Source organism: Streptomyces sp. NPDC030838, from assembly GCF_055572035.1.
Genome location: NZ_JBVIED010000003.1, coordinates 190,408 through 215,758 on the forward strand (window position 1 = coordinate 190,408; position 25,351 = coordinate 215,758).

Below are 25,351 nucleotides of genomic sequence, written 5' to 3' on the forward strand. Positions count from 1 at the left end.
CTCACGGCTTGAGGACCAGGGTGTCGGTCGTGCTCTTGTCGACCGCCTTCTCCGAGAAGGACCACGGCAGCAGTTCGCCCTTGGCCCACTTGCCCGTCTGGTCCGTGTAGTGGGCGCTGTAGGCGTGCCCGGAGGCGCCGGTGAGGTTGATCCACCGCGACTTGTCGAGCTCGCCGAGGTTGACCACCATCCGCATCGACGGCACCCAGACGACGCCGTAGCCGCCGGCGGCGTTCCAGCCGGTGGCGTTGACCGCGGCCTCGCCGCCGCTGAGCTTCCAGGGGCCGCGGTTCAGGGCGTACTGGAGGAAACCGGGGCCCTCGGTGCCGAGGGTCTGGTTCTTCAGGAACAGGCGGTGCAGCCGGCCCCAGCTCCAGGTGTCGATGTCCTTGCCCAGCTTGGCGGTCAGCTCCCAGCGGGCGTCGATCATGGCGCGCTCGAAGAGCTCGTCGCGGTTGTCCGCGCCGGGGCGGGTGCCGTTCTCGGGCGCCGTCCACCAGTCGCTGTCCTGGTCGTCCATGAGGTTGCGGACCACCTCGAACCAGCGGTCGCCGCCGTCCGGCTGAGCCTCGTCGGCGTCGCGCTGGCCGCACTCGCGCACCCGGCGGTCGTCGTCCACGGGCCCGGTGGTGTCGACCGGCTCGACCCACAGGCACTGGCCCTTGACCCGCAGCTCCTTGGGCAGCTTGTTGCCGAAGGCCAGCTTGAGGACATTGCGCCAGACGGCGTTGAAGTAGGCGGCCGCGGCCGAATCGGCGTCCTGGGTGTAGTCCCAGCCCTCCAGCAGCTTCTGCGCCTCGCGGACGTCCTTGTCGCCGATGTCGATCTTCAGCAGCTGCGGCACCAGCAGCTTGGCGATCTCGCTGCTGTTGTCCGTCTGCATCTGGCGCATGTCCTCGGTGGACACCTTGCCGCCGCCCTTGATCTTCGACTCGATCAGGTCGGTGATCCGCTGGCTGCGGGTGCCGTAGCCCCAGTCCGTGGTCAGCGTGTAGGGGTACTTCTCGTCGACCACGGCCTGGTTGGCGGTGACGATGTAGCCGCGCTCCGGGTCGTACTCGTAGGGCAGTTCGTCCTGCTCGACGTAGCCGGTCCAGCGGTACTGCGGGTCCCAGCCGGGCGCCGGGACGGAGCCGTCGTGGTCCTGCGCGCGCGTGGGGATCCGGCCGGGCAGGGTGTAGCCGATGTGGTTCCGGGTGTCGGCGTAGACGAGGTTCTGGGACGGCACCTCGAAGAGGGCGGCCGCCGCGCGGAAGTCGTCCCAGTTCGCCGCCTTGTCCATCGCGAAGACGGCGTCCATGGTCCGGCCCGCGTCGAGCGCGGTCCAGCGCAGGGCGATGCCGTAGCCGTCGCCGCGGTCGGGCGCTGCGGTGTCGACGGTGGCCTTCTTGCCGACCTTCACCAGCTCGTCGTCGCGGTCGGACAGCAGGGGGCCGTTGTTGGTCTCCCGGACGACGATCTTCTTCGGGGCGCCGCCGGCGACCTTGATGGTCTCCTCGCGGGTCTTGAAGGGGACCACCTTGCCGCCGTACAGGTAGCCGTCGCCGGTGAGCTTCTCCAGGTAGAGGTCGCTGACGTCGACGCCGGAGTTGGTCAGGCCCCAGGCGATGTCCTTGTTGTGGCCGATTATCACGCCGGGCATGCCCGCGAAGGTGTACCCGGAGACGTCGTACTGGCACGTACGGGACACGGACCGGCAGTGCAGGCCCATCTGGTACCAGACGGACGGCAGCGACGGCGACAGGTGCGGGTCGTTGGCGAGCAGCGGCTTGCCGGTGATGGTGTGCGCGCCGCCGACGACCCAGGAGTTGGAGCCGATGCCGTTGCCGTTCACGCCGACGGCCGTGGGGAGGTCGTCCAGGACCTCCTGGAGGCCCGCCAGCTGGGTCTGGAGCGCGTCGGTGGCCGAGGGCGAGCCGGTGCCCGCCGCCGTGCCCGCCGCGGTCCCCGTGGACGCCCCGGCCGTGCCCGCGGCGCCGGCCGTGCCGGTCGAGGCGCCGGTGGACGTGCCCGAGCCCGCGCCCTGTTCGAACGTCTGCGTGAGCTCGTCGTACCCGCCTTCCTGGACGACCGCCTTGTTCCGGTCGTACGGGTACTCCGGGTACAGGTCGGCGATCTGCTTCGGGCCGAGGCGGCTGGTCATCAGGGCGCGGTCGATCTCGTCCTGCATGTTGCCGCGCAGGTCCCAGGCCATCGCCTTCAGCCAGGAGATCGAGTCGACCGGGGTCCACTCCCGGGGCTTGTAGTCGTTGCTGAAGCCGAGGGCGGCGTACTCCAGGGAGATGTCCTCGCCCTCCTTGCCCTTCAGGTAGGCGTTGACTCCCTTGGCGTAGGCCTGGAGGTACTTCTTGGTGGAGGCCGACAGCTTGGTGTCGTACTCCTCCTGCGCGATCCGCTCCCAGCCCAGGGTGCGCAGGAACTCGTCGTTGTCGACCTGGCTCTTGCCGAACATCTCCGACAGGCGCCCGGCCGTCATGTGGCGGCGCACGTCCATCTCGTAGAACCGGTCCTGCGCCTGGACGTAGCCCTGCGCCATGAACAGGTCCTCGTCGGAGGAGGCGTAGATCTGCGGGATGCCGTAGCCGTCCCGCTTCACGTCGACGGGTCCGGAGAGGCCGTCGAGCGTGAGTGAACCCTTGGTCTGCGGGAAGGAGGCCCGGACGGTGCTGATGGTCCAGTACGCCCCGTAGGCGACGCCGCCGATCAGGGCCAGCACCAGCACGAGCACGATCAGACGGGCTTTGCGCCCCTTTTTCCTGCCGGACTTGCCGGGCTTCTGACCCGATGAGGCGGTGGTGTTGGGGGGCATCGCTGTCCTTGCTGTCCTAACGCGAGCGGCAGGTCGGGCTGTGACTTTCAATGAGCGCTGGAGCAACCATAGGCGCAGGGCCCCCTCCCGCTTGACGCGGAGTCGGGAACCAGCGCGCACGGACGTTCGATCTTGCCGGGCGAACGTCAAGAAATCGTCAAGAGTTAGGTAAGGTAACGAAGTACTTGGTGCGGAGCGGGTGCGGCTCCGTGTCGGATTCGTGGAGATCCACGCGCGCGGGGAGCGCGCGAACCAGGGAAGGGAACGGCCGCTGACTGTCCACCACCTCAACCAGCTCCTGCTCGTCTGCTCGCTCGTCCTGCTCATCGCCGTCGCAGCGGTCCGGATCTCCTCGCGCAGCGGGCTCCCCAGCCTGCTCGTGTACCTGGGCATCGGCGTCCTCATGGGCCAGGACGGGATCGGCGGGATCCGCTTCGACAACGCCGAGCTGACGCAGGTCATCGGGTACGCGGCGCTCGTCGTGATCCTCGCCGAGGGTGGTCTGGGCACGAAGTGGAAGGAGATCAGGCCGGTCCTGCCGGCCGCCTCCGCGCTGGCGCTGGTCGGGGTCGCGGTGAGCGTGGGGGTCACCGCGACGGCGGCACACCTGCTGATCGGCCTGGAATGGCGCCAGGCGCTCATCATCGGGGCGGTCGTCTCCTCGACCGACGCGGCGGCCGTCTTCTCGGTGCTGCGGAAAATACCCCTCCCCGCGCGCGTGACGGGCACATTGGAGGCCGAGTCCGGCTTCAACGACGCCCCGGTCGTCATCCTGGTGGTGGCCTTCTCCACCGCCGGCCCGATCGAACACTGGTACGCCCTGCTCGGCGAGATAGCCCTGGAGCTGGCCATCGGCGCCGCCATCGGCCTCGCGGTGGGCTGGCTGGGCGCGTGGGGCCTGCGGCACGTGGCGCTGCCCGCCTCCGGCCTCTACCCGATCGCCGTCATGGCCATCGCTGTCGCGGCGTACGCGGCGGGCGCGCTGGCCCACGGCAGCGGCTTCCTCGCCGTCTACCTCGCCTCGATGGTGATGGGCAACGCGCGGCTGCCGCACTGGCCCGCCACGCGCGGGTTCGCCGACGGGCTCGGCTGGCTCGCCCAGATCGGCATGTTCGTGCTGCTCGGCCTGCTGGTCACGCCCTCCGAGCTGGGCGACGACATCGTGCCCGCGCTGCTCATCGGCCTCGCGCTGACCATGGTGGCGCGCCCGCTGAGCGTTGTGGTCTGCCTACTGCCGTTCCGGGTGCCGTGGCCGGAGCAGGCGCTCATGTCCTGGGCCGGCCTGCGCGGCGCCGTGCCCATCATCCTGGCGACGATCCCCATGGTGAACGGCGTCGAGGGCAGCCGCCGCATCTTCAACATCGTCTTCGTCCTGGTCGTCGTCTACACCCTCGTCCAGGGGCCGACCCTGCCCTGGCTCGCCCGCAAGCTCCGCCTGGGCGACCGGGCCGAGGCCGCCGACCTCGGCATCGAGTCGGCACCCCTGGAGCGACTGCGCGGGCATCTGCTGTCCGTCGCGATCCCCGAGGGGTCGAAGATGCACGGCGTCGAGGTCCACGAGCTGCGGCTGCCGGCCGGCGCCGCGGTCACCCTCGTCGTCCGCGACGGGAAGTCGTTCGTGCCGCTCCCCTCGACCGTGCTGCGACGCGGCGACGAGCTGCTGGTCGTCGCCACCGATCCGGTCCGGGACGCCGCCGAGCGGCGCCTGCGCGCGGTGGGACGGGGCGGCAAGCTGGCCGGCTGGCTGGGGACGAGCGGGAACGGGCCGTAGGCCTTCGGCGCTCACGGGTACGAGAAGGGCGCGCGTGCCCGGCCTTCACAGGTGACGGGCCGCATGGTGCTCGTTTTCACAGGTGCGACGCGCGTAGATCTCTGTATCATGAAGGTCGACCAGACCTGATCGAACCAACTCTGCCTGACGCAGAGCTGGCGCGACCGTATGGCGGCCGGCCCGCTCCCCGCAGTGAGCACCGGTATCTACCGCAGTTCCGCGCAAGAGGACAGCTCTCGGCGCCGCCCCGCCACCCCGGGGGCCGCGCTACCAGGCGGCAGAAAGGCACGGGCCGTGGCGTCCACGGTCACCACCGAGCCGTCGAAGGACACGACGGCGCCCTCCCGCCCGGGATACGGGCAGCTGCTGCGCACCCGCGGCGCCTGGACGTTCCTGCTGCCCGGCTTCGCGGCCCGCCAGCCGTTCGCCATGCTCACGCTCTCCATCGTGCTGCTGGTGCAGCACACCACCGGCTCGTACGGCGCGGCGGGCGCCGCCGCGGCGGTCACCGGCGTCTCCATGGCGCTCTTCGCGCCCTACAGCGGGCGTCTCGCGGACCGCTTCGGCCAGCGCGCCGTGCTGATCCCCGGCGTGCTGGTGCACACCGTCTCGGGCCTCACCCTGACGGCGCTCGCGCTCGCGCACGCCCCCCTGTGGGCGCTGTTCCTCGCGGCCGTCCCCACCGGCGCCTCGGTGCCGCAGATCGGCCCCATGGTGCGTGCCCGCTGGGGCGTGAAGCTCCAGGGCTCGCCCCTGATGACCACCGCGGCCGCCTTCGAGTCCGTCACCGACGAGCTGACCTTCGTCGTCGGCCCGCTGCTGGCCACCGCCCTGTGCACCACCGTCGACCCGGCGGCGGGCCTGGTCACGGAGGCCGCCCTGACCCTGGTCGGCGGTCTGCTGTTCGCCGCGCAGAAGAGCACGCAGCCGGTCGTCACCACCGGCGGCCACGCGCGCGTGGAGCACACGTCCGCGCTGCGCGTCCCCGGCGTGCGCGTCCTCATCGTGGCCTTCCTCGGCATCGGCTCCGTCTTCGGCGGCATGCAGGTCTCGCTGGCCGCGTTCACCGAGTCGATCGGCGAGCCGGGGCTGAACGGCGTCCTGTACGGGATCTTCGCCGCGGGCAACATGCTCTCGGGCATCGTCTGCGGCGCCATCGCGTGGAAGGCCGCCCCGCAGCAGCGCCTGGTCGTCGGCTACGCGGCGCTCGCGCTGGCCGCCGCCGGGCTGTGGGCCGCCCACTCGGTGCTCCTCCTGGCGGGCCTCGGTCTGCTGGTCGGCATGTGCATCGCGCCCGCCCTGATCACCGGCTACACGCTGGTCGAGAGCCTGGTCCCGGCCGGGGCCCGCACCGAGGCCTTCACCTGGCTGACCGGCGCGGTCGCGCTCGGCCAGGCGGCCGCCGTCACCATCGCCGGACAGCTGGAGGACCGCTTCTGGGGCGGCGCCGGGTTCCTGGTGCCGCTGGGCGGCACGGCGCTCGCCCTGGCGACCCTGCTGGCACTGCGCTCGCGCCTCTCGGCGCGGCCCCGCACGCGTACCGTCGCGCGTGGCGTGGGTCACCGCTCGCCGGTGACGGTGGACTGATCCGCTGGAATACGTCACTATGGACCGTCGTTAGCACTCATTGAGTGAGAGTGCCAGGAGGAAGACAGTGCCGACCTACCAGTACCAGTGCACCGAGTGCGGCGAGGGCCTCGAGGCGGTGCAGAAGTTCACCGACGACGCCCTGACCGAGTGCCCCAGCTGCCAGGGCCGCCTCAAGAAGGTGTTCTCGGCCGTCGGCATCGTCTTCAAGGGCTCCGGCTTCTACCGCAACGACAGCCGCGGCTCCTCGTCGAGCAGCTCGCCGGCGTCGTCGAAGTCGTCGTCCGCCTCGTCTTCGTCGTCCTCGACGTCCTCGTCCTCGGACTCTAAGGCGTCGGGCTCCAGCACCTCGACCGGCACCGCCGCGTAACGCACCTCCGCGCAGCCCCCGCCGTCCCACGACGGCGGGGGCTTTCGCGTTCCCGGGCCGGCGGAGGCTTTCGCGCTTCCCGGGGGCCGGCGAGGGCTTCCGCGTTCCCGCGCGGGTCCCTGTGCGCTGCCCGCGGCGGCTACTGTGCTGGTCATGGCGAACGCAGAGATCGGTGTCATCGGCGGGTCCGGCTTCTACTCCTTCCTCGAGGACGTCACCGAGATGCGGGTGGACACCCCCTACGGGTCGCCCAGCGACTCCCTCCTCCTCGGCGAGATCGCCGGCCGGCGGGTGGCCTTCCTGCCCCGGCACGGCCGCGGCCACCATCTGCCGCCGCACCGGATCAACTACCGGGCCAACCTCTGGGCGCTGCGGTCGGTCGGGGTGCGCCAGGTCCTCGCCCCGTGTGCGGTGGGCGGCCTGCGGCCCGAGTACGGGCCCGGCACGCTGCTGGTCCCGGACCAGCTGGTGGACCGTACGAAGGCGCGGGTCGCGACGTACTTCGACGGGCTGCCGCTGCCGGACGGCACCGTGCCGAACGTGGTGCACGTGTCTCTGGCCGACCCCTACTGCCCCGCCGGCCGCGCGGCGGCCCTGAAGGCGGCACGCGGCCGGGACTGGGAGCCGGTGGACGGCGGCACGCTGGTCGTCGTCGAGGGGCCGCGGTTCTCGACCCGTGCCGAATCGTTGTGGCACCAGGCGCAGGGCTGGTCGGTGGTGGGCATGACGGGCCACCCCGAGGCGGCGCTCGCCCGCGAACTCGAACTCTGCTACACCTCGCTCACCCTGGTCACCGACCTGGACGCGGGCGCGGAGACCGGTGAGGGCGTCTCGCACGACGAGGTGCTGCGGGTGTTCGCGGCGAACGTGGACCGGCTGCGGGGCGTGCTGTTCGACGCGGTGGCCGCGCTGCCCGCGAACGAGGAGCGGGACTGCCTGTGCACAAGGGCGCTGGGCGGGATGGATCCGGGGTTCGAGCTGCCGTAGCCGTCCGTATCCGGGGGAGCGGGAGGCCGGACGGGACCTGGCGCCGTGGGACTCCGGCTGCGGAGCGCCTCGTTCCGGTGACGGGGTTTTCCACAACCCGTCGGTAGTCCACCGGCCTCAGCGGGCGGCGGAGCGAAGCCTCATCGTGGGCTCGAACCGATCGCTTCGCTCGCTCGCCGAAGGTGGTGGTCCACGTGACCCTCGCTCCCTCGTCCGCTTCCCTGTCCCCGCGCCCGCCCGGCACCGACGTACCCGGCACCCGCGAGGTGCCGCACTTCCCTCCCGTCCGGGTGCGCGGCGGGTGCCATCGGCTGCGCCGGCTCGTACGGCACCGGCAGCGGGCGCTGGCCGCCGGGCTCGCCGTCACCGCCGCCGCGCTGGTGGCCGCCGGTCCGCGGAGTACGGAGCCGCCTCCCGGCGACCGGGCGCGTGGCCACCCGGTGGCGGACCGGGTGCCGGGACGGCCCGCCGCGGCGCGGGTGACCGCGCCGGTGCGGATCGCGGACGCCGCCACGGTGCGGCTGCTGCGGCCCGGCGACCGGGTCGACGTCATCGCCGCCGAGGAGACGGCGTCCGGCGGCCAGGCCCGCGTGGTCGCGCGCGGAGCGCGGGTGACCGAGGTGCCCGAACCGCTGGGCGACGCGGTGGACGGCGGCGCGCTGGTCGTGCTGTCGGTCCCCCGTGCCACGGCCGCGCGTCTGGTCGGCGCGAGCGCGACGGCGCGGCTGGCGGTGACGCTGTGCTGAACCGGGGTTGGCGCCTGCTGGGCAAGGTGCTGTCAAGTCGCTCGTTCGAGCCACCTCAGGGGACAGCCCGGCCTCGCCGTGACGTAGGTTGCGGAGCGTTTGATTCCACACCGTGTGCGTGCGAGGAGAGGCCCCGAGGTGAGCGAAAAGAAGGAACCGAGTCTCTGGCAGGGCTTCAAGGCCTTCCTGATGCGCGGGAACGTCGTCGATCTGGCAGTGGCGGTGGTCATCGGCGCCGCCTTCACCAACATCGTCAACTCGGTGGTGAAGGGGGTCATCAACCCGCTGGTCGGAGCGATCGGCACGAAGAACCTCGACAGCTACAGCTCGTGTCTCAAGGGTCCGTGCGAGGTGGGGCGGGACGGGACCGTCACGAGCGGGGTCATGATCCTCTGGGGCTCGGTCCTCGGCGCGACGCTGAGTTTCGTGATCACCGCGGCGGTCGTCTACTTCCTGATGGTCCTGCCGATGTCCAAGTACCTGGCACGGCAGGAGGCCCGCCGGAGGGAGCGCGAGGGCACGAAGGAGGTCGTCGAGGTGACCGAGCTGGAGGTGCTGAAGGAGATCCGCGACGCGCTGGTCGCGCAGCGAGGGTCGGGCCACACCGAGCGCTAGGTCGTGTCGCGGGGCAGGCGGGACTTTGCGGAAACGGCCTAGGGCCTGTCGTTCGGATCAGGCCGGCTGCGAGAGACGGTGCGTCCCGGCCGGCTCACAGGTGGTGCGGCGGCTTCTCGTCGAGGAAGCGCTTCAGGTCGTCCGCGGCATCGCCCTCGGTGCCCTGCCGTTCGCCCCAGCCCCGGTCCGTGTCGTCGGAGGACTGCTCGTCCAGCGGGTCGCCGAAGATCAGGGCGGCCTTGGATTCGCGCGGTTCGGGGCTGGAGGCGGTGCTGCTCATGCCCCCAGGGTACGGCTCCGGGGCTGGGCCACGCCGGGGTGCTTGTGAACACCTTCACAAGAAATTTCACCCGGTATCTGCTGTTCTGGGACTCATGACGTCCCCTTCGACTCCCCCGCCCGCCCCGGCGGGCGGGCCGGCCCCCGGCAGGCCGCTGCGCAGACTCACCGCACGGCGCCGCGACGAGGCGCACCGCGTCGCCTCCCCACTGGAGCTGTTCTTCGACCTGTGTTTCGTCGTGGCGGTCGCCCAGGCGGGCCTCCAGCTGGTGCACGCCGTCGCCGAGGGGCACGCGGGCGAGGGCATCCTGAACTACGCGATGGTGTTCTTCGCCATCTGGTGGGCCTGGATGAACTTCACCTGGTTCGCCTCGGCCTACGACAACGACGACGCCCTGTACCGCGTCGTCACCCTGGTCCAGATCGCCGGTGTCCTGGTGCTGGCCGCGGGTGTGTCACGGGCCTTCGACGAGCATGACTTCACCGTCGTCTGGCTCGGCTACCTGATCATGCGGCTGGCGCTGGTCCCGCAGTGGCTGCGCGCCGCGAGATCGGCGGCGGGCCCGGAGCGGACCACGGCGCTGCGGTACGCGGTCGGCGTACTGCTGTGCCAGGTCGGCTGGCTGGGGCTGGTGGTGCTGCCGGAGCCGGCGCGGCCCTGGGTGTTCCTCGTGATGGTGGTCGCGGAGCTGTGCGTGCCGGTCGTCGCGGAGAAGGACGTCCCGACGTCCTGGCATCCGCACCACATCGCCGAGCGGTACGGGCTGTTCACGATCATCGTGCTGGGCGAGACCATCGCGGCGGCGACGGTGGCCGTGAAGTCGGGCGTCGACGAGAACGACGCGCTGGGCGAGCTGCTGCCGATCGCGGCGGGCGGCCTGCTGATCGTGTTCTCCGCCTGGTGGATCTACTTCGCGGTGCCGATCCACGGCCGTCTGCGCTCCAACCGGCAGGCGTTTTTGTGGGGCTACGGCCACTACCTGATCTTCGCCTCGGCGGCCGCGATCGGCGCGGGCCTGGAGGTGGCGGTCGAGCAGGCGGTCGGCAAGGCACACATCTCCACGCTGTCCGCCGCCGCCGCGGTGACCCTGCCGACGGCGCTCTATCTGCTGACCGTGTGGGCGCTGCACTCGCGTCACTTCAAGGTGGGCCTCGCCCAGCAGGCGGTGCTGCCGGTGACCGCTCTGCTGGTCATCTGCTGCACCTTCCTGGGGCATTGGGCGGTCCTCGCGGCGGGCGTCGTGACGGCTCTGGCGGTGGCGACGGGCGTGACGCTGACGGCGCGCAGGACCGCCCGGGAGAGCGCGGCGAACGAGCCCGCGCCCACGGTCTGAACGCGGAGAGGGGAGAGCCGGGGAGGAGAACCGAGAGAGGAGAACTGGGAGCAGAGCGCCGTGCGCTCGCCGGAGCGGGCCAGACTGACCCCATGACTGTTGACGCTCTGACGGACGTGGCAGGCCTGCGGGTGGGACACGCGACGCGCACCGGGGACGGGTGGCTCACCGGCACCACCGTCGTCCTCGCCCCGGAGGGCGGGGCCGTCGCCGCCGTGGATGTACGCGGCGGCGGGCCGGGCACCAAGGAGACCGACGCGCTCGACCCGCGCAACCTGGTGCAGAGGGTCGAGGCGATCGTGCTGACCGGCGGCAGCGCCTACGGGCTCGACGCGGCGTCCGGGGTGATGGCCTGGCTGGAGGAACGAGGGCGCGGAGTGCGGGTGGGGGTGGACCCGGCGCACGTCGTGCCGGTGGTGCCCGCCGCGTGCGTCTTCGATCTGGGGCGCGGCGGCGACTTCCGGGCCAGGCCGGACGCGGCCCTCGGCCGTGCCGCGGTCGAGGCGGCCGCGGCCACCGGGCCCGGTGCGCCGGTGCCCGAGGGGTGTGTGGGCGCCGGCACGGGGGCCGTGGTCGGCGTGCTGAAGGGCGGCGTCGGCACCGCGAGCGCCGTCCTGGAGTCGGGGATCACCGTGGCGGCGCTGGTGGTGGCCAACGCCGCGGGCGCCGTGGAGGATCCGGAGACGGGGGTGTTGTACGGAGAGTTGTTCCAGGGGCGCGTGGGCTATCCGGAGGCGCACGTCCACGAGGCCGCGCGGCGGCGCCTCGCCGAGACCGCGGCCAGGAACGCGCCGCCGCCGCTCAACACGACGCTCGCGGTCGTCGCCACCGACGCGGACCTGTCGAAGGCGCAGGCGCAGAAGCTGGCCGGCACGGCGCACGACGGGATCGCGCGCGCGGTGCGGCCGGTGCATCAGCTCAACGACGGCGACACCGTGTTCGCGCTGGCGACGGGGGAGCGTGCGCTCGACGCCGGGAGCCCTCTCGCGCTCAACGAGATCCTCGCCGCGGGCGCGGATCTGGTGACGCGCGCCATCGTGCGCGCGGTGCGCGCCGCCGAGTCGGTGGACGGGCCGGGCGGGGTGTGGCCGTCGTACGGGGAGCTGTACGGGGAGCCGTACGAGAAGCCGTACGGGGGGCGTCGAGAGGGAGAACGGAGGGGAGCCGGCAGCTCGCCGAACGTGCTGCCCGATTGACGGCGCCGACAGCCAAGGGGCGCCTGAACAGGAGGTTTTGACTGATCGTCGGATCGGGTGGGAACTTCGCGCGCGGCCCGGCCGTTTTCCCCGCATACGTTTTCTCGGTTCCGAGACATGATGTCTGGCCGAGGGGCTACGGTATGCACCCACAAGGTGACATGCAGCAACGCCGGGAGAAACCTTGAGCGTTCCGTACGAGACCGCAGCGTACGAACCACACGAGTCGCCCGAGTCTCCGGAGGAGCATCTCGCGCGACTGCTCGGCCGCGCCCTGAACTCGTTCGAACTGCCCGACGAGACGATAAGGCGCCTCGACGGCGCGCTGGCGCACGACAGTTCGCTGCACTCCGCACACCACAGCGCGGGCCTGCACCGCGAGACGTACCGGCACACCTGGCTGCTCGCCGACGGCTCGGCGCTCACGTTGTGGGAGCTTGTGCACAACACCGCGCGGGGTCGTGCGGCGCAGCACGAGGTGTACGTCGACGAGGAGGAGCTGCGGGCCGCGACCATGCGGCTGCCGCTGCCGCCGGACGCGCCGGAGTTCGAGCTGCCGGTGCTGGTGCAGCCGTCGCCGGTGCCGGGGCCGCGGCACGCGTATGTGCCGGACGACTCGGCGGACCACGCGCGTCGGCTCCTGCGCCGGGCGGAGAACCCGGACCGGCCGGACGCGGAGACGGCCGCGCTGCTGGCCACGGCGTGCGCGCACCAGATCACGCAGGCCTTCGGGCGCCCCTGCCGGGCCGGGCGCGCCGGGCTGGGCTTCTCGCTCTACGAGCACGCGTTCCTGCTGCGCGACGGCGCGGAGATCTCCCTGTGGGAGGTCGAGCACACGGCCACGCCCGACGGGCGGCACATGTGCGAGGTGTACACCTCCGAGGAGGCGGCGCGGGAGGCGATGGAGCGGCGGGCGGCGCAGATGTCGTAGCGGCCCACAAGCACCACAGACCACGGTCCGGGACTTCCGTCCCGGACCGTGGTCTGTCTCCCCAAGGAGCGTTTCTTACGCGGCGATCAGATGCTTGGTCTCCGCCGCCGGGGCGGGCTCGGTGCCCGGGGCCGGCTTGCGCAGGCCCTTCAGGAGGATCACCAGGCCGGCCGTGACCGCCGTACCGGCCGCGATGGCCAGCAGGTACAGGAACGGCTTGCCGATCAGGAAGGTGACCCAGATGCCGCCGTGCGGGGCGCGCAGGGTCGAGCCGAACGCCATGGCCAGCGCGCCGGTGACCGCGCCGCCCGCCATGGAGGCGGGGATGACCCGGAGCGGGTCGGCGGCCGCGAACGGGATCGCGCCCTCGGAGATGAAGGAGGCGCCGAGGACCCAGGCCGCCTTGCCGTTCTCGCGCTCGGCGGGGGTGAACAGCTTCTTGCGGAGGGTGGTGGCCAGCGCCATGCCCAGCGGCGGGACCATGCCGGCGGCCATCACCGCGGCCATGATCTTCATCGCCGAGTCGCTGGGCGCCGCGACGGAGATACCGGCCGTGGCGAAGGTGTACGCGACCTTGTTGACCGGGCCGCCGAGGTCGAAGCACATCATCAGGCCGAGCAGGACGCCGAGGAGGATGGCGTTGGCGCCGGAGAGGCCGTTCAGCCAGTTGGTCAGGCCCTGCTGTGCCTCGGAGATCGGCTTGCCGATCACCACGAACATCAGGAAGCCGACGACCGCCGACGAGACCAGCGGGATCACCACCACCGGCATGATGCCGCGCAGCACGGCCGGGATGTTGATGCGCTGGATCGCGAGGACCACGCCACCGGCGATCAGACCGGCGACGAGACCGCCGAGGAAGCCCGCGCCGATCGTCAGCGAGATCGCGCCGCCGACGAAGCCGGGCACCAGGCCTGGCCGGTCGGCCATGCCGTAGGCGATGTAACCCGCGAGGACCGGGACGAGGAAGCCGAAGGCCGCCGCGCCGATCTGGAAGAAGAGCGCGCCCCAGCTGTCGACCTGGCCCCAGTCGAAGTGGTCGATGACCGACTTGGCCTCGTTGATCTGGTAGCCGCCGATCGCGAAGCCGAGGGCGATGAGCAGACCGCCGGCCGCGACGAACGGGACCATGTAACTGACGCCGGACATCAGCCACTTGCGCAGCTTGGTGCCGTAGCCCTCGCCGGGCTCACCGGCGCGCTCCACCGGCGTGCCGCCGGGCCTGGCGGCGGCCGTCACCTCGCCGCGCGCCGCCTTCTCGCGCACCTCGGCGATGAGCTGGGCGGGGCGGTTGATGCCCGCCTTCACCCCGACGTCGACGGTGGGCTTGCCCGCGAAGCGGTCCTTGTCGCGGACGGGGACGTCATGGGCGAAGATCACGCCGTCCGCGGCGGCGATGACGGCCGGGTCGAGCCGGGTGAAGCCGGCCGAGCCCTGCGTCTCCACGGCGACCTCGATGCCCGCCTCACGGCCCGCGTTCTCCAGGGACTCGGCGGCCATGTAGGTGTGGGCGATGCCGGTGGGGCAGGAGGTGATGGCCACGATACGGAAGGGCCGCTCCTCCTCCCCGCTCGCGTCAGTGGTGTCCGCGGCGGCGTCGGCGGAGGCCGCCACCGACGCCGCCACGGAGTCTTCGGAGCCGCCCTCGGCCGCGGCGGAGGCGTCCTCGGCGGCCGCGGAGCCGCTCTCGGCCGCAGCCGGGGGCTCTTCCCCGCGGATGAGCGCCGCCGCGGCCACCGGGTCGCCGGCCGCGCGCAGGGCGTCGGTGAACTCGGTGTTCATCAGCTGCCGGGCGAGCGACGACAGGATCGTCAGGTGGGCGTCGTCGGCGCCGGCGGGAGCGGCGATCAGGAAGATCAGGTCGGCGGGGCCGTCCGCGGCGCCGAAGTCGATGCCGGCGGCGCTGCGTCCGAAGGCGAGCGTCGGCTCGGTGACGTGGGCGCTGCGGCAGTGCGGGATGCCGATGCCGCCGTCGAGCCCGGTCGGCATCTGCGCCTCACGCGCGGCCACATCGGCGAGGAAGCCCTCCAGGTCGGTCACCCGGCCCTGGGCGACCATGCGCTGGGCGAGGGCGCGCGCCGCCGCTTCCTTGGTGTCGGCGGACAGGTCGAGATCGACCAGGTCCGCGGTGATCATGTCGCTCATCGCGGGCTCCTTCGCTCGCGTATCGCCCGGGGAGTGGGGTGGGCGGGAGTGGGGACGGGGGTGCGGTGGGGGGTCGCGGGGGTGAGGGCCGTACGGGCTTCGAGGGCCCGTCGGTCGGCGGAGGCGGGGCCGGGGAAACCCCGCCTCCGGGCGGGGGCCGACCCGCCGGGGTGGGCGGGCCGCCCGGGGACCGCGGCGAGTAACGGGGAGCCTCGCCGCTGGGTGGCCGGTCCGGGGTGGAGGGCGGTGGGGGCGGGTCGGCTCGTGGGCGCGGGCCGGCTCGTGGGTGCCGGAGTCCTCATGGGCGCCGGGCCACAAATGACCGCTGGCCCCTTGGGCACAGGCCGCCCCACGGTCGCGGACCACCTCATGACACCGCCTCCCTCAGCACCCGGTCCACCGGTACGTCCGCCGTGACCGACACAGCCGCCGGGTTCAGGTCGGCCGGGGTCGGCATGACGCTGCCGGGGAGCTGGACGGCGGCGGCGCCGTGGGCGATCGCGGAGGCGAGGGCGTCGGGGCCGCTGCCGCCGGCGATGAGGAAGCCCGCGAGGGAGGAGTCGCCGGCGCCGACGTTGCTGCGTACGGCGTCCACGCGGGCGCTGCCGAACCAGGTGCCCGCGTCGTCCACGAGCAGCTGGCCGTCGGCGCCCAGGCTTGCGAGCACGGCGCGTGCGCCCCGTTCACGCAACTCCTCGGCCGCCTTCAGCGCGTCGCCCACCGTGGCCAGGGGCCGCCCGACGGCTTCCGCCAGCTCCTCGGCGTTCGGCTTCACCACGTCGGGCCGGGCCCGCAGCGCCTCCAGCAGCGCGCGCCCGGAGGTGTCCAGCGCGATGCGCGCGCCTTCGGCGTGCGCCCGCGCGACCACATCGGCGTACCACGACGGCTCGAGTCCCCGGGGCAGGCTCCCGCAGCAGGCGATCCAGTCCGCGTCGCGCGACTGCTCGCGCACGGTGTCCAGCAGCAGCTCCTGCTCGGCCTCCGACAGCTTGGGACCCGGCGCGTTGATCTTCGTGAGCGTCCCGTCCGACTCGGCGAGCGCGATGTTGGAGCGGGTGGCGCCCGCGATCGGCACCGGCGCGACCTCGATGCCCTGCGCGTCGAGCAGATCCGCGACGAGCGCCCCCGGCGCACCACCGAGCGGCAGAACCGCCACCGTGCGCCGCCCGGCGGCCGCGACGGCGCGCGAGACGTTCACGCCCTTGCCGCCGGGGTCCACGCGCTCGGTCTCGGCGCGGATGACCTCACCGCGCTTCAGGGCCTGGACCTCGTAGGAGCGGTCGAGGGACGGGTTGGGGGTGACGGTGAGGATCATGCGCGCACTACTTCCGTGCCGCCGCGCTCGATGGCGGCGGCGTCTTCGGGGCTCAGCCCGCTGTCGGTGATCAGCAGGTCCACATCGCTCAGGTCCCCGAAGCGGGCGAAGTGCTCCTGGCCGTGCTTGGAGGAGTCGGCGAGCAGCACGACCCGGCGGGCCGCGGCCATCGCCGCGCGCTTCACCGCGGCCTCGGCGAGGTCGGGGGTGGTGAGGCCGTGCTCGGCGGAGAAGCCGTTGGCCGCCACGAAGAGGACGTCGGCGCGGATCTCGCCGTACGCCCGCAGCGCCCAGGCGTCGACGGCGGCGCGCGTGCGGTGCCGTACGCGCCCCCCGACGAGGTGCAGTTGGATGCCGGGGTGGTCGGCGAGGCGAGCCGCGATGGGCAGGCTGTGCGTGACGACGGTGAGGGAGGTCTCCAGCGGGATGGCGGCGGCCAGGCGGGCCACCGTCGTACCGGCGTCGAGGATCATCGTGCCCTCGGCGGGCAGTTCCGCGAGGGCGGCCTTGGCGACCCGGTCCTTCTCGTCGGCGGCGGTGGACTCGCGCTCGGCGAGGTCCGGCTCGAAGTCGAGGCGTCCGACGGGGATCGCACCACCGTGTACGCGGCGCACCAGGCCGGCGCGGTCGAGGGCCTTCAGGTCGCGGCGGATGGTCTCCGCCGTCACCTGGAACTCCTCGGCCAGCGACACGACGTCCACCCGGCCGCCGTCACGGGCGAGCCGGAGGATCTCCTGCTGCCGCTCCGGTGCGTACATGTCCGTTCGCCTCCGACTGTGCCCGAACGTGTGGTTTCAATCGGAGGCTACGACGCGTTTTCCGGAATGTAAACAGGTTCGGGCACAGTCGGGCATGATCGGGCAGGCGCAGCCCGCTCGGCTCAGGGGACCAGCTCGGGCTCGGCGGCCTTCCCCGCCGCGGCCTCCGGCTCGGCCGCCGCCCCCTCCATGTGCTGCGCCGGACGCTTCGGCAGCGCCGACATCAGCAGGAAGATCACGGCCATCACGGCGGCCACCCACCCGAGGGCGTGCTGGAAGGCGTTCACGAAGGCCGGGCCCGTTTCCGCCCTGGTCAGGGGCTCGTCGATCACGCCGAAGAAGACGACGGACACCAGCCCGAGCCCCAGCGCGTTGCCCATCTGCTGCACGGTGTTGATCAGCCCGGACGCCGAACCGGAGTGTTCGCGCGGCACCCCCGACAGCACCGCGTCCGTCAGCGGGGCGACGATCAGGCCCATGCCGACGCCCATCACGACCAGCGGCAGGGCCATCTGCCAGGGGGCGATGACGAGGCCGTAGCGGTCGGCCTCCCAGAGGTAGAGCAGGACGCCCGCCGCCATGATCAGCGCACCCGCCTGGAGGACCTTGCGGCCGAAGCGCGGCACCAGCTTCTGCACGGACAGTCCGGCCGCCAGGGAGACGGCGATGGAGAACGGGACGCCGGTCAGACCCGCCTTCAACTCGCCCCAGCCCAGCCCGATCTGCAGATACAGCGTCCACACCAGGAAGAAGATGCCGAGCGCGACACCGAACACCGTCTGCACGGCGATGCCGGCGGCGAAGCTCTTCACCTTGAACAGGGACAGTTCGACCAGCGGGGAGCCGTCGCGGGCGGTCTTGCGCCGCTCGTACGCCACCAGCGCCGCGAAGACGACGAACGCGCCGGCCATGGACAGGTACCCCCACAGCGGCCAGCCCAGCTCACGGCCGCGGGTCAGCGGGTAGAGCAGCATCAGCAGACCCAGCGTCACCAGCGCGACGCCGACCAGGTCCAGCTTGAGGGCGCGCGGGGCCTTGGACTCGGTGATGAAGCGGCTGCCCAGGATCAGGCCGGCGAGGCCGACCGGGAGGTTGATGAGGAAGATCGGGCGCCATTCGAGGCCGAACAGGTTCCACTCCGTCAGCAGCGCGCCGAGCAGCGGCCCGGACACCGCGCCGAGCCCGACGACCGCGCCGAACAGCCCGAAGACCTTGCCCCGTTCGTGCGCCGGGAAGGTGGCGTGCACGATCGACAGCACCTGAGGCACCATCAACGCGGCCATGGCGCCCTGGAGTACACGCGAGGCGACCAGCATCTCCGGGTTCGCGGCGAGCCCGCACAGGGCGGAGGCGACGGTGAAGCCGCCGATGCCGATGAGGAACACCCGCTTGCGGCCGTGGATGTCGCCGAGGCGTCCGCCGGTGATCAGACCGGCGGCGAAGGCGAGGGCGTAACCGGCGGTGATCCACTGGATCTGGGCGAGGGTGGCGCCCGCCTCCCGCTGGATGGACGGTATGGCGATGTTGACGATCGTGACGTCGACGAGGTCCATGAAGGCCGCCGTCATCACGATGGCGAGCGCGAACCAGCGACGCCGGTCGGGCATGGTGCTCGAACCGTTCGAGCCGTTCGGACCGATCGGAGGGGTCTCGGTGGAGGTCATGTCCCGAAGCTAGGTGGGGACTAGGTCAGATAGCGACCTAATTCTCCGGCATCCTCGGACGTATGACGACGGACACCCCGGCCCGGCTGCTCCAGCTCCTCTCCCTCCTCCAGACCCCGCGCGAATGGCCCGGCGGCGAGCTGGCCGACCGGCTCGGCGTCTCCCGGCGCACCGTCCGGCGGGACATCGACCGGCTGCGCGAACTCGGCTATCCCGTGCAGGCGACCAAGGGCGCCGACGGCGGCTACCGGCTGGTCGCGGGCAAGGCGATGCCGCCGCTCGTCCTCGACGACGAGGAGGCGGTGGCGATCGCGGTCGGGCTGCGGGCCGGCGCCGGGCACGCGGTCGAGGGCGTGGACGAGGCGTCGGTGCGGGCGCTGGCCAAACTGGAACAGGTGCTGCCGTCCCGCCTGCGCCGTCGCGTCGCCACCCTCCAGGCCGCGACGACCCCGCTGACCAGCGGCGACGGCCCCAGCATCGCCCCCGAGACGCTGACCGTGATGGCCTCGACGGTGGCCGGCCACGAGCGGCTGCGGTTCGCCTACCGCGACAAGGACGGCACCGAGTCCCGGCGCCTGACCGAGCCGTACCGCCTGGTGTCGACGGGCCGCCGCTGGTACCTCGTCGCCTACGACCTGGACCGCGCCGACTGGCGCACCTTCCGCGTCGACCGGATCAGCGACCCCTTCGCCACCGGTGCCCGCTTCGCGCCGCGCGAGCTGCCGACGGGGAGCGCGGCGGAGTATCTGCGGCAGTCGATCGCCCGGCGGAGCGAGACGTACGACTTCACCGTGACCTTCGCCGCCCCGGCGCACACCGTCGCCGGCCGCGTTCCGGCCTGGATGGGCACGCCGGAGCCGCTCGACGAGGCGAGCTGCCGGCTGCGCGGCACCACCGGGGATCCGGTGGAGTGGCTGGCTCTGCGGCTGGCCATGCTGGGCCATGAGTTCACGGTGCGGGAACCCGCGGAACTCGTCGCGTGTGTACGGGAGTTGGGGGAACGGCTGGTCCGCGCGGCGCAGGGGTGACCCTCCCGCGCGAAACGCCCCTCCCTAAGACCTCTCCCACGGGAAGTCCCGCAACGCCGCCAGGTTCCGCAGCGCCAGCGCGGCCGGTCCCTCCGGCCCGGTCGCCGGAGCGCTGCCTGTCGCCCAGCTCTCCACCGCGACGCGTACGGCCGCACCGGCGACGGCGGCGCCGAAGCGCAGCTCCGGCGAGATGCCCGGGCCCTCGGCAACGTTGTCGCCACCGCGTCCGCCCTGGCCGCCCCGCTCCCTCAGCACCTCCGCCAGCGTCCCTTCCGCCTCGTGGCACACCTCCGCCCACACCTTCCGCAGCGCCGGGTTGGTGGTGGCCAGGCGGATCAGGGTGCGTACCCACTCCCAGGACGCGGCCGAGACCCCGACACCGGGCGACAGGGTGTGCCGGGCGGCGTGTTCGAGTGCCTCCGGGACGGGCAGTCCGGCCGGGGCCTCGCGCACCGCCTGGGCCCAGCGCTGGGCGCCGGCGGCGTAGAGGGGGGCGACGGCCTCTTCCTTGCTGGCGAAGTAGCGGTAGAAGGTGCGCGGGGCGATCCCGGCGGCCTGGGCGATGTCCTCGGCGCGGGTGGCCCGCAGCCCGTGCGTGGCGAAGAGGCCGGCCGCCGCCCGGGCGATCTCCATCCGGGTGGCCGCCTTGCGCCGTTCCGTCAGCGAGAGGGCGGGCGCCGGGGTGGTCGGGGGCTGTGCGGGGGTGGTGCTGCTCACTCCGGCAGGCTATGCCCATGTGGCACAATCTGCCATCCGGCGGGCCACCCCGGGGTTCAGGTACGGGGTGCCCCGCCGCCCAGTCATGCCCGCGGCCGGAGTTAAGGACGAAAAGAGCCGGGCTACGGCGCAGAGAGCCGGGCCGGACGCAAAGAGCCGGGCTCCGACGCCCGGGGGAAGGCGCCGAAGCCCGGCTGGGAAAGTCCCGGCGCCGGGGGGAGTGCGTCGGGACGTGGCTCTGGTGGGGCGGGTCCGGGAGCGGGTCCGGATACTCACCGAACTCCTGTACCCGGAAGTCTTGTTCCCGGGCTCTGACGGGTTGAAGCGGCGTTACATCGCCACATTTGCGCGGCCTTTCGCCACCCGGCGTACGCGGTGCCCCCCGGTCGTACGCCGTCCGGCGGACCGACCGCCACTGCGTACCGGCTTCCCAGTCGTCTCCCGCCCGCGGCCCTCGGCCGTCCTCCGCCCAAGACCCCCGGCCGTCCCCCGCCCGGCGGCAAGCCGTCCGCCCGGCGCCGGAACAGTCCGCCCCACCCGGCGCCGGGAGGCCCCGGCGCGGCTCACGCCGCGGCGTCGAAGCCGGTGTCCCGCGCGAGCTTCTTCAGCTCCAGCAGCGCGTGCTTCTCGATCTGCCGGATGCGCTCGCGCGTCAGTCCGTGCTCCTTGCCGACCTCGGTCAGGGTGCGTTCCCGGCCGTCCTCGATGCCGTACCGCATCTTGATGATGGAGGCCGTGCGCTGGTCGAGGCGGCCGATCAGGTCGTCCAGCTCCTCGCTGCGCAGCAGGGTCAGCACCGACTGCTCCGGGGAGACCGCGGAGGTGTCCTCGAGCAGGTCGCCGAACTGGGTCTCGCCCTCGTCGTCCACCGACATGTTCAGCGAGACCGGGTCACGGGCCCAGTCGAGCACGTCGATGACGCGCTCCGGCGTCGAGCCGAGCTCGGCGGCGATCTCGGCGGGCTCGGGCTCCCGGCCGTGCTCCCGGTTGAACTCGCGCTGCACGCGGCGGATCCGGCCCAGCTCCTCCACCAGGTGGACGGGCAGGCGGATGGTGCGCGACTGGTCGGCTATGGACCGGGTGATCGCCTGGCGGATCCACCAGGTGGCGTAGGTAGAGAACTTGAAGCCCTTGCGGTAGTCGAACTTCTCGACCGCGCGGACCAGGCCGGCATTGCCCTCCTGGATCAGGTCGAGCAGCGGCAGGCCGCTGCGCGGATACCGGCGGGCGACGGCGACGACCAGGCGCAGGTTGGAGCGGATGAAGACGTCCTTGGCCCGCTCCCCCTCGGCGACCAGGGCCTCCAGCTCCTCACGGGTGGCCTTCGTCTTCGACTCCTCGTACCCGTCGAGGACCTGCTGTGCGAACACACCCGCCTCGATGATCTGGGACAGCTCGACCTCCTTTGCGGCGTCGAGCAGCGGCGTCCGCGCGATCTCGTCCAGGTACATGCCGACCAGATCGCGGTCCGCGATCTCGCCGCCATGGGCGCGAACACTGCTTGCCGCGTCGACGGTCTCGCCGGCGGCGGACGTACGACGGGCGACGGCACGGGTTGCCATGCGTGCTCCCTTGCGATGGTGAGGTCAGCGGGTGGTCCTACGGACGCTCAGCACCGGTGACGGACCCTTCGATCCTCGTCCGGGTGCCCTGCATCCGATGGAAACAACGACTGGAATCCGGACAGAATTCCCAAGCCGCCCCTCAATTTTTCTGATCATGCAGTACCCTGTGCCGCCACAGTGGGTAGCGCGATGCCGTCGGAGGGTACGGGTGCGCAGGTCAGGCCGCGGTGCGGGAGCCACCCCGCCGCTCCCGCCGGCCTCTCCCGCCACTCCGTACATGAGACGGCCATCACATCGACACCGAGCCCGGCACCGGGATCTTCACCCGGGAAGACGGGCGGTGCCGCGCGATGGTTGCCAGACTCAGCCGAACTGCACGGACCGCTTGGCCAGTCCCATCCAGAACCCGTCGATCACCGACTTCTGTTCCCCCAGCTCACCGGCCGCGTCCGCGGCGCCCAGGGCCACGAACAGGGGCGCGAAGTGCTCGGTGCGGGGATGGGCGTACCGGCCGGCCGGCGCCTTGTTCAGGAAGTCCGCGAGGGCGTCGACGTCCCGCGCCTCCAGGGCCCGCCGCCCCCAGTCGTCGAACTCGGCCGACCAGCCGGGCACTCCCCCGCCGGTGTGGCGCAGGGCGGCGAGGTTGTGGGTGAAGAAGCCGGAGCCGACGATCAGCACGCCCTCGTCGCGCAACGGCGCCAGCTTGCGGCCGATCTCCATCAGCCGTACGGGGTCGAGGGTCGGCAGGGAGATCTGGAGGACCGGGATGTCGGCGTCCGGGTACATCTCGACGAGGGGGACGTAGGCACCGTGGTCGAGACCCCGGTCCGGGATGTCCTGCACGGGCATGCCGGGGGCGCGCAGCAGTTTCCGTACGGACTCGGCCAGGGCGGGGGCGCCCGGGGCGGCGTAGCGGACCCGGTAGTAGTGCTCGGGGAAGCCCCAGAAGTCGTAGACCAGAGGCACGGTCCGCGTGGCGGCGAGGGCGAGCGGGGCCTCCTCCCAGTGGGCGGAGACCGTGAGGATCGCCTTGGGGCGCGGCAGCGCGGCCGACCAGGCGGCCAGTTCGCCGGGCCAGACCGGGTCGTCGGCGAGCGGCGGGGCCCCGTGGCTGAGGTAGAGCGCGGGCATGCGCTCCTGGGTGGTTGCGGACATGTCCGGCGACTCCCTCCGGAGGATTTTGGAGAATGCTTGAACATTCAAGATTTACCTCTCCACCGTACGCCCCGTTTGTTCAACATTCAAGGAGAGGCCTCGTACAGTGGAACCCATGAACACGGCACCCGCACCCGACCCCGCGGAGCCCCGCTGGCTCACCGCCGAGGAACAGCTCGTCTGGCGCTCGTACATCGAGGCCGCCACCCTGCTGGAGGACCATCTCGACCGTCAGCTCCAGCGTGACGCGGGAATGCCGCATGTGTACTACGGCCTCCTGGTCAAGCTCGCCGAGTCGCCGCGCCGCCGGCTGCGGATGACCGAACTCGCCAAGTACGCCAAGATCACCCGCTCCCGCCTCTCGCACGCCGTGGCCCGGCTGGAGAAGAACGGCTGGGTGCGCCGCGAGGACTGCCCCTCCGACAAGCGGGGCCAGTTCGCCGTCCTCACCGAGGAGGGCATGGAAGTGCTGCGGCGGTCCGCGCCGGGCCACGTGGCCGCCGTACGCCAGGCGGTCTTCGACCGGCTCACCCCCGAACAGCAGAAGTCCCTCGGCGAGATCATGCGGATCGTCGCCGAGGGACTTCAGCCCAGCGAAGCGGGAGCGGACCTGCCCTGGCTCCGGTGAGTCACCGGGAGCCGGGGCGGACCGGACCGGTCAGTGCGCGACCACCGGCACCGGCACCTCGTCCTCGGCCGCGGCGCCGGAGCCAGACCCGGTGACCGTCGTCGTGCTCGGACGGCCGGCGTTGACGAAGGTCAGGGCGATCAGCGCGGAGACGACCAGGATGCCGACGGCGAACCAGATGGCGCTGGTGTAGCCCTCCACCATGCCCTCCAGCTGGACCAGCTGCTGCTGGGAGCGGGAGGTGGCCGAGCCGATGTGGTCGGCGATGTACGACGTGGTGGCCGAGGCCGCGATGGTGTTCAGCAGAGCCGTACCGATGGCGCCGCCCACCTGCTGCGAGGTGTTGACCATCGCGGAGGCGACACCGGCGTCCCGCGCCTCCACACCCTGCGTGGACAGGGACATCGCCGGCATGAACGCCGTGCCCATGCCCAGGCCGAGCAGCAGCATCGCCGGCATCAGCAGGGCGGTGTACGAGGAGTCGACCTCCATCTGGGTCAGCAGCAGCATGCCGACGGCGGCGACCAGGAAGCCGGGACCCATCAGCAGGCGCGGCGCGACCCGGGTCATCAGGCGGGTGCCGATCTGGGTGGAGCCCACGATCATGCCCGTGATCATCGGCAGGAAGGCGAAGCCGGTCTTGACCGGCGAGTAGCCCCTCACGATCTGCAGGTAGTAGGTCAGGAAGAGGAACAGGCCGAACATCGCGATGATCGCGAGGCCGAGCGAGAGGTAGACACCGCCGCGGTTGCGCTCGGTGACCACGCGCAGCGGCAGCAGCGGGGCCTTCACCTTCGCCTCGACCAGCACGAACGCGAGCAGCAGCACGGCCGAGCCGACGAACATGCCGATGGTGACGGCGTCGCTCCAGCCGTCGGACTCGGCGCGGGTGAAGCCGTAGACCAGCGCGACCAGGCCGAGGGTGGACAGGATCACGCCGGGGATGTCGAGCGGGGAGCGGTTGCGGCCGCCCTCCGGCTCACGGATGACGAGCCAGGCACCGGCCGCGGCGACCACGGCGAACGGGATGTTGACGAAGAACGTCCAGCGCCAGTCCAGGTACTCGGTGAGGAACCCGCCGAGGATCAGGCCGACGGCACCGCCGCCACCGGCGATCGCGCCGTAGATGCCGAACGCCTTGGCGCGCTCCTTGGCGTCGGTGAACATCACCGCGAGCAGCGAGAGCGCGGCGGGCGCGAGCAGGGCGCCGAAGACACCCTGGAGGGCGCGGGCGCCGAACATCATCGCCTCGTTGGTGGCGGCGCCGCCCAGCGCGGAGGCCGCGGCGAAGCCGGCCAGGCCGACGACGAAGGCGCGCTTGCGGCCCCACAGGTCGGCGATCCGGCCGCCGAACAGCAGCAGACCGCCGAAGGCGAGGGCGTACGCCGTGACCACCCACTGGCGGTTGCCGTCCGAGATGCCCAGGTCCTGCTGGGCGGAGGGCAGAGCGATGTTCACGATGGTCGCGTCCAGCACGACCATCAGCTGGGCGAGGGCGATGAAGACGAGCGCTTTCCAGCGCCCGGGGTCCGGCACGGGGCCGGGTGTGGTGGAGGCCTTGGCGGCGGTCTGAGACATGGGTGTACCCACTTCGGGACTTCGAGACTTCGTGACGGAAAAAGCGAGCTGGAGCGAGATGAAGCGAACTAAAGCGAACTAAGAGGAGACGAATCGAACTAAGACGGGATGAAGCGAACCAGGACGGGATGAAGCGAACTAAGAAGCGAAAAAGGGGATCGGTGCGGGACGGC

At 72.0% G+C, this 25,351-nt stretch carries 21 protein-coding genes; 11 read left to right on the forward strand and 10 right to left on the reverse strand.

The annotated features are described in order from the left end of the window. Position 1: 1 nt before the first annotated feature. Entirely contained in the window at positions 2-2,809 is a 2,808-nt protein-coding gene (locus ACZ42A_RS11340) for a penicillin acylase family protein (RefSeq protein ID WP_468526932.1), read from the reverse strand. Between the two features lie 199 nt (positions 2,810-3,008). Between ACZ42A_RS11340 and ACZ42A_RS11345 the strand changes: the two genes are divergently transcribed. The 6 genes from ACZ42A_RS11345 to mscL all read left to right on the forward strand — a co-directional run bounded on the left by ACZ42A_RS11345 (position 3,009) and on the right by mscL (position 8,885). Then, positions 3,009-4,580 (forward strand): potassium/proton antiporter, encoded by a 1,572-nt coding sequence (locus tag ACZ42A_RS11345; RefSeq protein ID WP_468526933.1) that lies wholly within the window; start codon positions 3,009-3,011, stop codon positions 4,578-4,580. A 294-nt stretch (positions 4,581-4,874) separates the two neighbouring features. Further along, positions 4,875-6,167, forward strand: coding sequence for an MFS transporter (locus ACZ42A_RS11350; RefSeq protein ID WP_468526934.1), 1,293 nt, complete (start codon positions 4,875-4,877; stop codon positions 6,165-6,167). A 67-nt stretch (positions 6,168-6,234) separates the two neighbouring features. Next, positions 6,235-6,537 (forward strand): FmdB family zinc ribbon protein, encoded by a 303-nt coding sequence (locus ACZ42A_RS11355; protein WP_468526935.1) that lies wholly within the window; start codon positions 6,235-6,237, stop codon positions 6,535-6,537. Between the two features lie 153 nt (positions 6,538-6,690). Then, positions 6,691-7,524: an S-methyl-5'-thioadenosine phosphorylase gene (locus tag ACZ42A_RS11360; protein ID WP_468526936.1), complete on the forward strand. Its 834-nt coding sequence runs from the start codon at positions 6,691-6,693 to the stop codon at positions 7,522-7,524. Between the two features lie 194 nt (positions 7,525-7,718). Beyond that, positions 7,719-8,270, forward strand: coding sequence for a hypothetical protein (locus ACZ42A_RS11365; RefSeq protein WP_468526937.1), 552 nt, complete (start codon positions 7,719-7,721; stop codon positions 8,268-8,270). Positions 8,271-8,408: 138 nt separating this feature from the next. Further along, on the forward strand, positions 8,409-8,885 hold the full coding sequence (mscL, locus tag ACZ42A_RS11370; protein WP_468526938.1) for a large conductance mechanosensitive channel protein MscL: 477 nt from the start codon (positions 8,409-8,411) through the stop codon (positions 8,883-8,885). Positions 8,886-8,979: 94 nt separating this feature from the next. Here mscL and ACZ42A_RS11375 read toward each other — a convergent pair whose 3' ends face one another. Beyond that, on the reverse strand, positions 8,980-9,165 hold the full coding sequence (locus ACZ42A_RS11375; protein WP_468526939.1) for a hypothetical protein: 186 nt from the start codon (positions 9,163-9,165) through the stop codon (positions 8,980-8,982). A 94-nt stretch (positions 9,166-9,259) separates the two neighbouring features. On the opposite strand from ACZ42A_RS11375, the gene ACZ42A_RS11380 reads away from it, so the two are divergent. From ACZ42A_RS11380 to ACZ42A_RS11390, 3 genes are all read left to right on the forward strand, one after another. Beyond that, the gene (locus ACZ42A_RS11380) at positions 9,260-10,498 is read left to right on the forward strand and encodes a low temperature requirement protein A (protein ID WP_468526940.1); all 1,239 of its coding nucleotides are present in this window, start codon (positions 9,260-9,262) and stop codon (positions 10,496-10,498) included. A 92-nt stretch (positions 10,499-10,590) separates the two neighbouring features. Further along, positions 10,591-11,694 carry a P1 family peptidase gene (locus ACZ42A_RS11385; protein ID WP_468526941.1) on the forward strand — a complete coding sequence of 368 codons (1,104 nt, stop codon included), beginning with the start codon at positions 10,591-10,593 and terminating at the stop codon, positions 11,692-11,694. A 184-nt stretch (positions 11,695-11,878) separates the two neighbouring features. Beyond that, positions 11,879-12,625, forward strand: a complete 747-nt coding sequence (locus ACZ42A_RS11390; protein ID WP_468526942.1) for a DUF6227 family protein — start codon at positions 11,879-11,881, stop codon at positions 12,623-12,625. Positions 12,626-12,700: 75 nt separating this feature from the next. Here ACZ42A_RS11390 and ACZ42A_RS11395 read toward each other — a convergent pair whose 3' ends face one another. The 4 genes from ACZ42A_RS11395 to ACZ42A_RS11410 form a co-directional block, all read right to left on the reverse strand. Further along, positions 12,701-14,770 carry a PTS fructose transporter subunit IIABC gene (locus ACZ42A_RS11395; protein ID WP_468526943.1) on the reverse strand — a complete coding sequence of 690 codons (2,070 nt, stop codon included), beginning with the start codon at positions 14,768-14,770 and terminating at the stop codon, positions 12,701-12,703. A gap of 367 nt (positions 14,771-15,137) precedes the next feature. Next, positions 15,138-16,085, reverse strand: coding sequence for a 1-phosphofructokinase (pfkB, locus tag ACZ42A_RS11400; RefSeq protein WP_468526944.1), 948 nt, complete (start codon positions 16,083-16,085; stop codon positions 15,138-15,140). Beyond that, positions 16,082-16,843, reverse strand: a complete 762-nt coding sequence (locus tag ACZ42A_RS11405; protein WP_468526945.1) for a DeoR/GlpR family DNA-binding transcription regulator — start codon at positions 16,841-16,843, stop codon at positions 16,082-16,084. The genes pfkB and ACZ42A_RS11405 overlap by 4 nt, the downstream gene beginning before the upstream one ends. A 122-nt stretch (positions 16,844-16,965) precedes the next feature. Next, positions 16,966-18,507 carry an MFS transporter gene (locus ACZ42A_RS11410; RefSeq protein WP_468526946.1) on the reverse strand — a complete coding sequence of 514 codons (1,542 nt, stop codon included), beginning with the start codon at positions 18,505-18,507 and terminating at the stop codon, positions 16,966-16,968. Between the two features lie 62 nt (positions 18,508-18,569). On the opposite strand from ACZ42A_RS11410, the gene ACZ42A_RS11415 reads away from it, so the two are divergent. Further along, positions 18,570-19,535 (forward strand): helix-turn-helix transcriptional regulator, encoded by a 966-nt coding sequence (locus tag ACZ42A_RS11415; protein ID WP_468526947.1) that lies wholly within the window; start codon positions 18,570-18,572, stop codon positions 19,533-19,535. Positions 19,536-19,559: 24 nt separating this feature from the next. Here ACZ42A_RS11415 and ACZ42A_RS11420 read toward each other — a convergent pair whose 3' ends face one another. The 3 genes from ACZ42A_RS11420 to ACZ42A_RS11430 form a co-directional block, all read right to left on the reverse strand. Further along, entirely contained in the window at positions 19,560-20,252 is a 693-nt protein-coding gene (locus tag ACZ42A_RS11420) for a TetR/AcrR family transcriptional regulator (protein ID WP_468526948.1), read from the reverse strand. A gap of 563 nt (positions 20,253-20,815) precedes the next feature. After that, positions 20,816-21,814, reverse strand: coding sequence for a sigma-70 family RNA polymerase sigma factor (locus tag ACZ42A_RS11425; protein ID WP_468526949.1), 999 nt, complete (start codon positions 21,812-21,814; stop codon positions 20,816-20,818). A gap of 366 nt (positions 21,815-22,180) precedes the next feature. Next, positions 22,181-22,972 carry a dioxygenase family protein gene (locus tag ACZ42A_RS11430; RefSeq protein WP_468526950.1) on the reverse strand — a complete coding sequence of 264 codons (792 nt, stop codon included), beginning with the start codon at positions 22,970-22,972 and terminating at the stop codon, positions 22,181-22,183. A 115-nt stretch (positions 22,973-23,087) separates the two neighbouring features. On the opposite strand from ACZ42A_RS11430, the gene ACZ42A_RS11435 reads away from it, so the two are divergent. After that, positions 23,088-23,600, forward strand: a complete 513-nt coding sequence (locus tag ACZ42A_RS11435; RefSeq protein WP_468526951.1) for a MarR family winged helix-turn-helix transcriptional regulator — start codon at positions 23,088-23,090, stop codon at positions 23,598-23,600. Positions 23,601-23,630: 30 nt separating this feature from the next. On the opposite strand, the gene ACZ42A_RS11440 is transcribed toward ACZ42A_RS11435, so the two are convergent. Then, positions 23,631-25,178: an MFS transporter gene (locus tag ACZ42A_RS11440; RefSeq protein WP_468526952.1), complete on the reverse strand. Its 1,548-nt coding sequence runs from the start codon at positions 25,176-25,178 to the stop codon at positions 23,631-23,633. Positions 25,179-25,351: the final 173 nt, after the last annotated feature.

What these genes read in the sequence shown, in the direction of transcription:
- ACZ42A_RS11340 (WP_468526932.1), bottom strand. Translation starts at nt 2,809, where the DNA reads ATGCCCCCCAACACCACCGCCTCATCGGGTCAGAAGCCCGGCAAGTCC.
- ACZ42A_RS11360 (WP_468526936.1), top strand. Translation starts at nt 6,691, where the DNA reads ATGGCGAACGCAGAGATCGGTGTCATCGGCGGGTCCGGCTTCTACTCC.
- ACZ42A_RS11375 (WP_468526939.1), bottom strand. Translation starts at nt 9,165, where the DNA reads ATGAGCAGCACCGCCTCCAGCCCCGAACCGCGCGAATCCAAGGCCGCC.
- ACZ42A_RS11380 (WP_468526940.1), top strand. Translation starts at nt 9,260, where the DNA reads ATGACGTCCCCTTCGACTCCCCCGCCCGCCCCGGCGGGCGGGCCGGCC.
- ACZ42A_RS11385 (WP_468526941.1), top strand. Translation starts at nt 10,591, where the DNA reads ATGACTGTTGACGCTCTGACGGACGTGGCAGGCCTGCGGGTGGGACAC.
- ACZ42A_RS11395 (WP_468526943.1), bottom strand. Translation starts at nt 14,770, where the DNA reads ATGAGCGACATGATCACCGCGGACCTGGTCGATCTCGACCTGTCCGCC.
- pfkB (WP_468526944.1), bottom strand. Translation starts at nt 16,085, where the DNA reads ATGATCCTCACCGTCACCCCCAACCCGTCCCTCGACCGCTCCTACGAG.
- ACZ42A_RS11405 (WP_468526945.1), bottom strand. Translation starts at nt 16,843, where the DNA reads ATGTACGCACCGGAGCGGCAGCAGGAGATCCTCCGGCTCGCCCGTGAC.
- ACZ42A_RS11410 (WP_468526946.1), bottom strand. Translation starts at nt 18,507, where the DNA reads ATGACCTCCACCGAGACCCCTCCGATCGGTCCGAACGGCTCGAACGGT.
- ACZ42A_RS11415 (WP_468526947.1), top strand. Translation starts at nt 18,570, where the DNA reads ATGACGACGGACACCCCGGCCCGGCTGCTCCAGCTCCTCTCCCTCCTC.
- ACZ42A_RS11425 (WP_468526949.1), bottom strand. Translation starts at nt 21,814, where the DNA reads ATGGCAACCCGTGCCGTCGCCCGTCGTACGTCCGCCGCCGGCGAGACC.
- ACZ42A_RS11430 (WP_468526950.1), bottom strand. Translation starts at nt 22,972, where the DNA reads ATGTCCGCAACCACCCAGGAGCGCATGCCCGCGCTCTACCTCAGCCAC.
- ACZ42A_RS11435 (WP_468526951.1), top strand. Translation starts at nt 23,088, where the DNA reads ATGAACACGGCACCCGCACCCGACCCCGCGGAGCCCCGCTGGCTCACC.
- ACZ42A_RS11440 (WP_468526952.1), bottom strand. Translation starts at nt 25,178, where the DNA reads ATGTCTCAGACCGCCGCCAAGGCCTCCACCACACCCGGCCCCGTGCCG.